This window comes from uncultured Imperialibacter sp. (assembly GCF_963974565.1).
Classification (GTDB): domain Bacteria; phylum Bacteroidota; class Bacteroidia; order Cytophagales; family Cyclobacteriaceae; genus Imperialibacter; species Imperialibacter roseus.
In genome coordinates this window covers 152042-163903 of record NZ_CAXBCJ010000011.1, presented here as the reverse complement: position 1 = coordinate 163903, position 11862 = coordinate 152042, and the positions used below count along the sequence as shown (strand labels likewise).

10 protein-coding genes are annotated in these 11862 nt (G+C 44.7%); 1 reads left to right on the top strand and 9 read right to left on the bottom strand.

The window, feature by feature from the left end:
• Window positions 1-4: 4 nt before the first annotated feature.
• Both AAC052_RS16840 and AAC052_RS16835 read right to left on the bottom strand, forming a co-directional pair.
• Window positions 5-2068 (bottom strand): carboxy terminal-processing peptidase, encoded by a 2064-nt coding sequence (locus AAC052_RS16840; protein WP_339814719.1) that lies wholly within the window; start codon window positions 2066-2068, stop codon window positions 5-7.
• 207 nt (window positions 2069-2275) lie between these two features.
• A complete protein-coding gene (locus AAC052_RS16835) occupies window positions 2276-2956 on the bottom strand; it encodes a head GIN domain-containing protein (protein ID WP_339814718.1) in 681 nt (226 codons plus the stop codon).
• 119 nt (window positions 2957-3075) lie between these two features.
• On the opposite strand from AAC052_RS16835, the gene AAC052_RS16830 reads away from it, so the two are divergent.
• Window positions 3076-4356 (top strand): N-acetylmuramoyl-L-alanine amidase, encoded by a 1281-nt coding sequence (locus AAC052_RS16830; RefSeq protein ID WP_339814717.1) that lies wholly within the window; start codon window positions 3076-3078, stop codon window positions 4354-4356.
• A 12-nt stretch (window positions 4357-4368) separates the two neighbouring features.
• Here the strand turns inward: AAC052_RS16830 and AAC052_RS16825 are convergent, their stop codons facing one another.
• The 7 genes from AAC052_RS16825 to AAC052_RS16795 all read right to left on the bottom strand — a co-directional run bounded on the left by AAC052_RS16825 (window position 4369) and on the right by AAC052_RS16795 (window position 11836).
• A complete protein-coding gene (locus AAC052_RS16825; RefSeq protein WP_193217756.1) occupies window positions 4369-4542 on the bottom strand; it encodes a hypothetical protein in 174 nt (57 codons plus the stop codon).
• A 214-nt stretch (window positions 4543-4756) separates the two neighbouring features.
• Window positions 4757-5614 carry a DUF4249 domain-containing protein gene (locus tag AAC052_RS16820; RefSeq protein ID WP_317492042.1) on the bottom strand — a complete coding sequence of 286 codons (858 nt, stop codon included), beginning with the start codon at window positions 5612-5614 and terminating at the stop codon, window positions 4757-4759.
• A 3-nt stretch (window positions 5615-5617) separates the two neighbouring features.
• Complete coding sequence (locus AAC052_RS16815; protein WP_339814716.1) at window positions 5618-8221, bottom strand: TonB-dependent receptor; 2604 nt, start codon at window positions 8219-8221, stop codon at window positions 5618-5620.
• A gap of 135 nt (window positions 8222-8356) precedes the next feature.
• Window positions 8357-9295 (bottom strand): FecR domain-containing protein, encoded by a 939-nt coding sequence (locus AAC052_RS16810; protein ID WP_339814715.1) that lies wholly within the window; start codon window positions 9293-9295, stop codon window positions 8357-8359.
• 57 nt (window positions 9296-9352) lie between these two features.
• Window positions 9353-9916 carry an RNA polymerase sigma-70 factor gene (locus AAC052_RS16805; RefSeq protein WP_317492045.1) on the bottom strand — a complete coding sequence of 188 codons (564 nt, stop codon included), beginning with the start codon at window positions 9914-9916 and terminating at the stop codon, window positions 9353-9355.
• Between the two features lie 190 nt (window positions 9917-10106).
• On the bottom strand, window positions 10107-11219 hold the full coding sequence (locus AAC052_RS16800) for a serine hydrolase (RefSeq protein WP_339814713.1): 1113 nt from the start codon (window positions 11217-11219) through the stop codon (window positions 10107-10109).
• Entirely contained in the window at window positions 11219-11836 is a 618-nt protein-coding gene (locus tag AAC052_RS16795) for a hypothetical protein (protein ID WP_317492047.1), read from the bottom strand. The genes AAC052_RS16800 and AAC052_RS16795 overlap by 1 nt, the downstream gene beginning before the upstream one ends.
• Between the last annotated feature and the right edge of the window lie 26 nt (window positions 11837-11862).

Here is an 11862-nt window from a genome sequence, read left to right as displayed (position 1 = left end):
TTTTTTAACCCAATCGAATTTTAATCAAGTTGGCCAATAATTTAAGGCTTTCATCGAGATAGACGTCCTTCGGTTCTTTTCTATCTGTGCCAGCCTCTTTCACCTCTGAGTCGTTTATCTGAGTACTAAGATCTCTGATGGACTCCCTGGCTGCTCTCACGTCATCGATTTCAGCCTTTCTTATGTTGTAGTTCAACGAAATTTCATTTTTCGAGCGTGCTTTCTTTGCTTCTTCTATGTCGTACTGCAGCTCTTTGAACTCTGCGTTGTTCTGCAAGTCAAGCGAATAAATACGAGTAAGTTGCTCTATTAGCTTGCTGTCGATTTTATTTACGGGCGTAAAACTTGAGCTTCTGATTTGATCCCATGGCAAAGCGCTTGGCTGCGAGCTTTCACCAAAGTTGTCTGCATCATATGCAGATGGGAACTCAATATCAGGCTTCACTCCCAGGTGCTGTGTACTGCTCCCGTTGACTCGATAATACTTAGATAATGTAAGCTTTACCTGGCCCAGTTTGGCTGTTTCCTGCGGCAAAAACTGGTCAAGATCGACAAGCTGCTGCACTGTGCCTTTGCCAAAAGAATTTTCGCCAATGATGATGCCTCTTTTGTAGTCCTGAATGGCACCGGCGAAAATTTCGCTAGCCGATGCACTAAATCTATTGACCAAAACTGCCAGTGGCCCGTTGTAGGCAATCTCACTATCTTTATCAGTTCCCACGTCAATTGATCCATCGGCATTCTTTACCTGCACGACAGGGCCCTTAGAAATGAAAAGACCAGACAAATTAATGGCTTCCTGGAGCGATCCACCCCCATTGAACCTCAAGTCCATCATCACGCCGTCTACACCATCAGCCTCCAACTCAGCAAGAAGTCTTTTCACGTCCCTGGTAGCACTCTTATAATCCTTCTCCCCTTTTTGAGCTCCCTCCCAGTCAAAGTAAAAAGACGGCAGAGTAATCACACCAAGCTTATAGGTTGTCCCGCCTTCGGTATAAGGCACAATCTTCTTAGAGGCCGTTTCTTCCTCCAGCTTCACTTTGTCCCTTACAAGGCGCAACTCAACAGGCAAAGAGCCATCGGGTGCATCGTGAGGAACAATTTTCAAACGAACAACTGTTCCCTTCGGCCCTCTGATCAGCTGAACGACATCATCCAGGCGCCAGCCGATTACATCAACAAAGTCTTCTTTGTCTCCCTGGGCCACCGCTACAATTTTATCGTCCTTGTAAATCTGCTTGCTCTTGTAAGCCGGCCCGCCAGGAATCACCTCATACACTTGTGTATTGTCCATTTGCTGAGTCAGCCTTGCACCAATGCCCTCAAGGGATTGTGCCATATCAATCTGAAAGTTCTCCGACGTGATGGGCGAGAAATAGTTAGTATGTGGATCAAAAGCTTCGGTAAATGAATTCATGAACATCTGAAAAGCATCTTCGCTATTATACTGTTCAATCATTTTGTGATAGCGTCCATAGCGGCTTGCCAGGGTGGTCTTGATGTCTTTCCACTCCTTACCTTCCAGCTTCAATCCCAACGCCTGGTATTTGATGGTTTTTCTCCACAATTCGTCCAATTCGTCGAACGACTTAGCCCAGGGCTCTTTTTCCCGGTCTGGCGTAAACATCTCATCTGAATTGAAGTCAGGCTCGGTCTCCAATATCTTATTCACTTTGCTGATTCGATCCAGGGCTCTTTCCTGATACAACCTGAACATTTGAAATGGCACATCGATATTTCCGGTAAGCAGGTAATTGTCGAAATAGTCCTTATAGCGTTTGAAATATTCAATATCGGATGCGACGAAGTACATCCTGTTGTTGTCCAGGTTGGTGATATAGTTGTTGAATATCACATTAGAGAGAGAGTCATTCAGCGGTGTTTTTCTGTAATGATTCTGGAGAAGCAGGCGAGTAATGAGGAGTGCCTCTTTGCCGTGTTCTGCATTTGGTACAATCAGCTTTGTTGTGTCAGCAATAACTTCGGCTCTTGCGGCTGAAGCTTGAATACCTGTGCCCAATAGCATAAACAAAAGGGCGATCCATAGGAATGATGCTTTATTCATAATTTTGTTTTGTCAATAATAATGTATCCAACGAAAATTAGGCCAGAATGATCTTTAGAAAAGAAATATTTCCATGATCGGGAAACAGTTTTGGCAGCTTACTTTTTCTATCCGGCATATATAGCCCGAAGAATTTCTGAAAAGTATTATTTAAAAACAAAAAAAGCAGGTTTCCCTGCTTTAAATATCATTATTTGTTTGTGGCGGCTAATACCTGACCACTTTGCCACTGCTATTTTGGTCGGCAATCAGTCGGTCAGGCGTTCCCTTGTAAGTAACTCTGCCGCTGCTGCTAACATCTGCCATCAGTTCCCTGCTTACCGACACATTCACCTTCCCGCTGCTGCTGACGTCGGCCCTCACCTTTTCACTTTCCAATTCAAAGCCGTCGTAGTAGCCTGAGCTACTCCCGTCTATCTCCTGAGAAGTGGCCCTGCCACGAAGTGTCACCCGGCCACTGCTCGATACATCCACCTCAAGGTCACTGCAATTTACCGCCAACGACATTCTGCCTGAGCTGCTGGCATCGGCATAAAAAGAAGTCGCATTAATAGTTTCTTCGGCAGTGACTCTGGCTGACGAGCCTACTGAGACCCCTTCAAGTTCCCGATAGGTCAGTCTGATTTTTATACTGCCCCTCCAATTTCTGTTCCACCCATCAAGATGTATCTTCAGCTTACTGCCCGACACCTCAGTCAAAATGTCTTCAAGATCAACCTCGTCGGAAGTGATTTCAGCCCTTTCTTCGTTGCCCTTAACCAGCTCGACCTCAATAGATTGAGAAACGGACAACTGGTTGAAAGAAGGTAGCCTTCTGGTTTCCTTCATCTGGGCATTTACCTGAAAAGAAATGAGCCCGGCAAAAAGTAGTATAATAAGATGTTTCATGTGTGCAGTATAGTTTCGTTAATTAGTGCTTTGGTGAAAGACCGAAATTTAGGATATGGGTTGCAATTGTTTGAAAAACTTTTCGTTTCGATGAGGAAAGAAATTATACCGGCTAATTAATGATGAGATTTTGTGTGTTGTTCGTTGTTCTTCTGGTGGCTGGAAGTTTGTCGGCCCAGAGCCCTGCAGGAAACAACAGTAGGGTATTAGAAGTAAGCCCCGAGCTTTCGGTACAGACATTAACCCCCAACGATCAAGGGGAATATGAGCTTTCATCAGGCGAAAAATACTTCACGTCGTTGGTGGTAAAAATATCAGGCACGGATACTTTCGAAAACTCTTCTGTAGCCACCGACGGCAGCATTTACCCGCTCGAGCTCGATGAGCACGCCGACTTAGATCGAGGGCTACAGAGCCTTCCTGTCATCTTCGACTTTCCCAGGCAAAGTGCCAGATTGTTACTACCCAATGTGAGCGAGTCATTTTCAGTTTATTACATTAATGCTGGTGAGTTGCCATCTTCTGCCCGCACAGCCGGTGAACTCAAACCGTTGATCAAAACGCCAGGCAGCTGTGAAGAGCCCGAAAGCGTCGATCAATCCGAATGGCGAAAAGGTCTTTCCGCCCCTTCTTACTCGAGGAGTTATACCGAGACGGAACACCTCATTGTCCATCATTCTGCTACCTCCAATTCGCTTACCGATTATTATAATGTGGTTCGAAACATTTATATCTATCACACGCAGGTAAACGGCTGGTCCGACATCGGCTACAACTATCTGGTGGCTCCTGACGGCACTATTTTCAAAGGTAGAGATCCTGCGGATGGAGAGCAAGACCTTGTGCTTGGGGCCCATTTTTGCGGAAAAAACTCTACCACCATGGGTGTTTGCATGATGGGCGACTATAGTAGCACCGAGCCAAAAGAAGAGGCCGTTTCTTCGCTGGAGGCACTGCTCACATGGAAAGCCTCCAAAGACATGCTGGACGTGCTGGGAAGCTCCCCTCATCCGTTAAACGGCGATTTAAATACCATTGCAGGACACAGGCAGGGCTGTGCTACACAATGCCCCGGCGACAAAGTGTTTGAAAAGCTTGAAACCATAAGGCAGGACGTCTTTGCAACTTTGCAGGCTTGTAGTGATCCGCTGGTGGTAAGCACCGTTACGTTTTATCCAAACCCAAGTGAAGGAGATGTGCTCATTGAACTGCCCGAGGAAACAGAACTTGAAGCTGTTGATTTGGTGACAATGAATGGGCAAAAACAGTCTATCGGACTAATCAACGAAGGCCTTAATGGGTACCGTGCAGTGACCTCTTTTCTTCAACCCGGAGTTTACGTGATGATGTTCAAACTAAAAAATGAACTCCCTCAATACAAAAAAATAATTCTAAGATAAGTACTTACGCTCTCAATGCGCTTTTACCTCAGCCAATTCAAGAACCTGCGCAAGATAGAACTGCCTGAAGTACAACTCTCTTGACTCTTCGTCCAGAAAGGCGTCTTTGGCCTTATTAAAATGCCTTACTTCTTTTGTTTTTAGCAATTTGAGAAGTCCTTCTGAAATTTTGTTATCTAATAGCATGGCAATAATTTTTATAAGTCTTTGCTTTTTAGGAAGCAACATTAGCTCTTAACGTTGCTACCCCCCATCTTTGTTACTTTTTTTTCTCGCTGAATCTAGTCAGGTGAAGAAGTCTACATGCACAAAGCATCGCTGCGTGTAGTAGCCTCCCTCTACTTATTATTGTCAACAAAAAGGCGGTTTACCCCCATGCCGTTTTAAAAAAAGAATGACTTTATTGATTTTTTTTGATGACGACCTGCGCACTGGACACGCTACTCATGCCGAAATAGCCGAGTATCACTCCTTCATCGTCGTTTAGGTATTTCAAGTTTCCCCTAACCAGCGATGGCGGTGTGCTGGTCGACTTCCCGAGGCCAATAGCCTGTGTATTAATATTTTTCAGGTATTCAAAGGCAGCGGCGTCAATTGTATATTGACTCACACTAACGGTATCGTCTACCTGAAACAACAGGTTTGATAGCTCAAAACCGAATTTCTTTCCGTTAAAAAAACGATCGGTGATCAAAATCAAGTCTTCAGCTCGGTCATAAGAAATTCCATTCTCCGACACTTTCCATCTATAGTAGTCGTTCTCAGTGGCCGGATCCGACACGAAGCCCGTCACCAAATAGCCTGAGGTAAATGATAAAGTTTCGGGTACAAAAATATTTGGCACGAAAGAGTAAGTAAGTGTGTCTATCGGTGGAGCTGCTTTGAAAGAGTTTTCGGTTGAAATAATAATCTTGTCCTCCCATTCAATCACCAATTTGTAATTAACACCCGGAGTGCCGACAAACTCAGCCGAATCCGTTAAATACTCACCAGGAATTTCTGGGTTTTCGGCCAAAAAGTAGTTAACTCCCTTAGAGGTGATGTATACCTTTGCGTTGGATATTTTTGGGTTAGTCTCAGGAGAAGCAAATGGCAGCGTTTGGGAAAGCCTGACACGGTAAGGGCCAGGCTGATCGGTAATCCACCCCTCAACCACCAGGTAAGTGCTATCGGATGGCAGATCGATTGAGATAGGGTCTTCGCAAGACTGAAGTAGAAAAGAGGTTAAAGCAACAAATAGCAGGGCTGATTTCCGCATCCGTCAGAACTTAAAATTATAGGAAATTGAGGGGATGATTGTGCCCAACACAGAATACCTGATGGTTTCCGTTTGGCTGGGATCCAAAGCACTTTGCCTAAAAAGGTAAGAATAGGCGTTCCTCCTGGCATATACATTGTAGATTGAAAACGTCCAGCTACTTTTGAACTTCCTGTCGAGACTTTTCCTGCTCACATAAGTCGTCGACACATCCAACCTGTGGTAGTCAGAAAGCCTGCCTTGATTACGTTTTGAGAAATTGGGCACTATCACGCCATCGTAAACGTATTTTGCGTCTGGCAGGGTTACGGGGCGCCCTGTGCTGAAATTAAACGTAGCAGAGAAGCTCCACTGCCTGCCTTCATCATAAATACCCACCACTGAAACGTCATGCGTCCTGTCATAGTCGCTGGGGAAAAAATCACCATCATTGAGTGTTTCTTCCACGGTTGATCCCTTTATCTGCGTCTCTGCCCTCGACAGCGTATAACTTACCCAGCCACGAAGCATTCCCTCGGGTTTCCGCACCAGTAGCTCAGTCCCATATGCCCTTCCCACTCCGGTGAGCACCTCTGTTTCAATAGTTTCATTTAACAGTAAGTCGGCACCATTCTTAAATGCTATTGTATTTGACAGCGACTTGAAATATGCTTCAAGCGAGACTTCCAGGTTTCCATTAAACAGGTCTCTGTAGTAGCCCAATGTGTATTGATTTGACACCTCTGGTTTGATATACCTGTCGCTGAGTTTCCATATGTCAGTAGGTGCAGGCGAAATGCTATTAGTAATTCTGTGGATGTATTGATAGTTTTTGTTGTAGCTGGCTTTAAGTATCGAGGCTTTGCTTAATTTATAGCTTGCAACAAGCCTGGGCTCAAACCCTTCATAAAAATCTATAATTTGGCCAAATCTATACTGCACGGTGTCGATAATCGATGTCCTGCTTTTTGGTAATCCGTTCACATAAATATACTCATTTGACGGCCCCAGGTAATAGAAACGAGACCACCTTGCTCCTGCCACCGTTTCAATCCGTCTGCTCCACTTCTTCTCCCAACTGCCGTACAGGGCAGGCTCTACGGCATGTTCCGAGCTCAGCTTTATTTCCACTACCGAGGCGTCTTCCGTAAGGGGTATTCTGTCTCCGGGATTGAGCCTGTGAATAATCGATGAGTAGCCAAAATTGTAGGTATTGTCAGGGTTTGAATAAAAATTAAAATCGGACTTAAAGGCGTAGTTGAAGATGTAAGACGTTCCTATGAAATTGGAAATTTCGGAAGGGTCTTCTGTTTTGTAGCTGTACTCGCTCAGCGTGAATGTATGATTGCTGAACAGACGGTTTCCAAAAATGTGGTTCCATCGGGCAATCAGCGCACTATTGCCCCAGGTTCGCTGGAATGTTTCTCCAATCTTGTTCCGGTCTTTACCAACATAGCCCGATAGATACACCTTATTTTTTGAGTTCAAATCGTAGTTGAGTTTCATATTGAAATCAGCAAAGTTCAGGGTACTCCTCCTTACATTGTTGTCACCCAACTCATAGTTGATATTAAACAATGACGACCGAACCGATGTCAGGAATGAGCTTTTTCCTTTTACAAGGGGGCCTTCGGCCACCAGCCTGCCCGACAAAAGTCCGAGCCCTCCTGAAAAAGCAAATCGTTCCTTATTGCCCTCCCTCTGCCTCACACTCACCACGGAAGAAGTTCTGCCGCCGTAGGATGCCGGTATATCACCTTTATATATTTCTATGTCGTTGATCGCCTCAGGGTTGAAAACGCCCACTAACCCAAAAAAGTGAGATGTATTGAAAATGACTGCCTCATCCAGCAGTATCAGGTTATTGTCGGCCGACCCACCTCTGACATTAATTCCTGTAGCATCCTCACCGACGTTCCTGATGCCGGGAAGTAACAAAGCTCCCTGTAGCACATCCACTTCGCTGAGAAAATAGGGAATCTTTCCGAAGATGTTTCGACTAATCTTGTGGTAGCCGGTATTTTTAGTTGTCAGCAAAATGTCAAAATCTTTCGGAGAAACGACCAATTCGGGCAAATTTGCCTTTGCTGACTTAAGTGAAAAGTTTTGTTCTGTCGACTCCGCCAAAGCCAACCTGGTCTCGATTGGCTCATAACCCACAAATGAGATACGAACATCATAAATTCCCTTGGGCAATGAGAGGGAGAAAAAGCCATAGGCATTGGTAGACGATCCGGTTTTAAGAGAATCAATCCAGATTGTGGCGCCAATCAGGGCCTCGCCAGTGCTAGCCTCACTCACCTGGCCCTTCATAGTGACGTTGTCACTCTTCAGTGGAGTATTCTTTTTGGCGGCTATCAGCAAGATTAGGTTGCCCTCAAACTGATACTTCAGATTTTCAGAATACACTATCTTATCGAGCAAATCATCCAGCAAAATAGAATTGCCATTGACTTTGATCTTCTTGTCGAATGGAATTAATTGGTCAACGTAGGAGGGCTTGTAGGTCGTTTGATCAGCTATCAGGCGCAAAGCTTGCCCGACAGAAAGGCTCGTTTGACCATGAGGCACCCGCACAACCACGTCAGAGTGACTCTGAGCGACTAATGCTGAGCTTGCCGACAGCAAGCAAAGGTGAAAGATAAAACAGACTCGTAAAAACGTTGGCATACTCCCGAAAGCGACCTCTAAATAAAGACATGTTTCGTCTATAAAAGGTAACTAGGAGTAATAAATAAAAAAAGAGGTTGGAAGTTCCCGGTTCTAATTCTCGCAGGGCTCCGCAAGAATTACATATGAATCACCTTTTTGCTCTACCGATCCATTCAGTAGCGTAGTTATTACGTTCAGGCTTTCCTGAAGGCTGAGGTTATCAAGGGTTACACTTACCTTGCACGCCTTCAATGCTTCATTGTCCAGCGTGATTTCAGTCCGGTAGTGATCTTGTATTTGTTTCAGTACTTTATCGAGTGGCCGATTAGAAAAAGTCATCATGCCTGTTTTCCAGGACAGAAAATTCATATCGGTTATATCAGACCTTCTAATGACATTATCCTTCACTACAACGTCCACTTGTTGATTTTTCTGGAGCGTAAGAACCTTTTCAAAAGCTGAGGCTTCAACAGTTCCATCGATCACCGCAAGCCTGACCCCTTCTTTCGTGTTTTTCATATTAAACTCTGTACCCAACACTTTTGCAGTCAAACCGTTCGACTCCACAACGAAAGGGTGCTCAGCATCGTGAGCTACCTTAAAATAGGCTTCCCCTTTCAATTCGATTTTCCTGGGTTCATCCTCAGAATAAGATATCTGGCCATTGGCATTGAGCCAAACTAAGGAGCCATCAGGCAGCGTAATCTCCTTTACCTTCTCATCGGCCTTAACTATAGCGGTTTCGGAAAAAACCTGACTAGTCACAGTGGATTGAAACACAAAATAGCTCCCGATGATAAGAGCAAGGCTCGCCGCAGCCCAGTAGAAGTACCTTAAAGCAACCACCTTCTTTTCCTCAGTAAGTCTACTCTTCACTTTACTCCAGGCACATTCCACATCAGGACAATAGTCCGAGGTGTCAAGGGACGCATGTTCCCATACCTTAATTGCCTCTTGAAGCTCAACTGAATGATTAGCATCGACGCCCTTCTCAGTGTTAGAAGTGGCTTTTGCCTTACCGTTAAAATATTCGACTAAGTCTCGTTGCATTATAATCAGGTGTATTCTATTAGATGTCAAGGATTTTAATCCCAACCCCCAAGCTATCTACAAAAAGTTTTCGATTAAGGCCAGCAAAATTATTCCCAGCTTATCAACATACGGCTTCAGGCTTACTCTGAGCTTTTTGAGCGCTATGCTCATTTGATTCTCTACTGTCTTTACTGACAGTTCCAGCTTTTCAGCAATCTCCTGATAGGTAAGCCCTTCCTCTCGGCTGAGCACAAAAATAACTTTGCATCGTTCCGGCAATAAATCGATGGCCTTCTGAACAATTGAATATAGCTCATTGTACTCAATTTGGGTTGGGTCTGACAAGTCGGCCTTTTCGCTCAAATTATCCACATCCTCTTTTTTCAACTCTTTGGGCAGTTGAAGCTTGAGGTAGTTGATTGACCTGTTCCGAACAGATGCTACGAGATAGGCTTTTACAGAATAGCTGATATTAATTTCTTCCCGCCGCTCCCAGAAGTTCACGAAAACCTCCTGAACCACTTCCTCTGCCACTTCGTTATTGCGGGTCAGTTTCAGCGCATACCGGCACAATTCCGTGTAATGCTGTTTGAAGAGTACTTCTAATGAAGATAAGTTATCAGGAAGCAGTTGGCTCAATTTTAAAATGTATAAAACTCTACAAATACAGCCGAAATTAGCGATTGGCGGGGAATACTAAAAAAGGAAAGCCCCGTAAAACGAGGCATTTCCTTAACAACCAACCAAACCTAATGTTTATAAGTTCAACGAAGGCTATCAGAAAATATTGGGCCTTCTTTTGTTTTTAACAATTTGGAATAGAAAGACCCTAATTGCCGTCGTCTGGTTGGAGTGTGGCCAGTAAATAATTGGAGAGCACGTAATACCCTAAGTTGGTGCTGGCGGATGTTCGTCCATTGGTGGTGAGTAAAAAAACCATGTTGTATTCAGGCATTACAAACATGTAGTGATCTTCATCGCTCAGTGCATAGAAGGTTTTATTCTCGGGAAAATAGACCGACCATGAGCTATCATCTGAAAATCTCCACCATAAATACCCCATATCCGAAAAGTTGGAAATTCGATGCTGAGTACTTGTCGACAATTCGACCCAGCTGGCACTCACAATTCGGTTGCCAAGCCAGCTTCCATTGTTGAGCATAAGGTCTCCAATCTTCAGCAAATCGAGCGGCTTTATAGTGAGCCCAAGCGAAAGGTCACTCAACCCAACCTCATCTTTTCTCACCTTCCAGTCACTGATTTCCAGAGGTTTGAACAGCCACTCGCTCACCACCTCGTCGATGGACAAACCGGTAGCAGACTCGAGCGCCTCAAGTATGATGAGGCTGCCCGCCGAATTCTGAGAAAACCTTTGACCTGGAATGCTCTCCATTGGCTTTTTAAGCAGAAACTCCACAGCACTTGGCGCCGTCTTTATCACATTCACGTCGTTGGACGAGGAGTTGACTCCTGACAGCGTTTCGTTCCACGAAAGTCCCGATTTCATGGTGAGAATATCCTTGAACCTGATTCTCTTTTTTAGTTGGTCAGCTTCGAAATACGACTGGCGTTGGGGCAAATACTTGTAAACCGAGTCCTCAACACTTTTAATGAAACCGCCGTCAATAGCAATACCTACCAGCAGAGAAACAATGATGTTACCCATACTTCCTATGCCCTGAAGCGAGTCTCTTGTGTAGAAACCATAGTAGTCTTCAAAAACCACCTTGTTATCTTTCAAAACAAGCATACTGCCAATGCCACCAAGGCGACCCGCATCAAAAAGACTGTCTAATGCCAAAAGCAAAGGCTCATCGAAACCCGACACGCCTGGATCTTCGTAAGCCCATGGTGACTCATCGGGCCGTACGTCATCATTCCATTTGCAGCTCTGAGGAATGAGGATAAAGACGGCGACAATAAGAAGGTGGATTCGACGCATCAAAATAGCCCTATTTTAATCATGACATTCAATGTGAGTCCTGAGAAGTCATCATCGGATACTTCGGGGATATCCAATCCTTTGACCAATCGATAGCCTACCTCGCCGTGCAAGATGGCAAAAGGCAGAAATTTATAATCGCAGCCAGCAGATGGCTGCACAAATAGCGCATAGTCTTCGAACATGTTATAGAAATTGTCCCGCCGTTCCCAAAACACCTTCCCCTGCCCCACTTTTGCATCAAATGTAAACTGAAAGGGCTTTTCCAACGTAGTTTTGTATCCTGTCCACAAGCCTGCATGGCTGTATTTCATACTGAATTCGTTAGGAAAAATCAGTCTTTGATTGTAGTCTCCCATATAAACAGACCCGTAAGCCCCAACATGGTAGCGGCTGCGGAATAAAAAGCTTAAACCACCTCCAAGATTCACGCCGTTTGCCTGCCGGAGGTAGGCGGGTTCAATGTAGCCCGCAGCCCAAACGCCATATTTTCTTGCCGGTTTATTGATTTGCTTCTTCAGCAGTTTGACAGAATCAACGGCAAGCGAATCAACACCCTGTGATAGTGCCTGCCCAGTCACTGCCATCATTATCAAAACAAAAAAACCGATTTTCATAGTTTAAAAAACATGGTGACTCAATT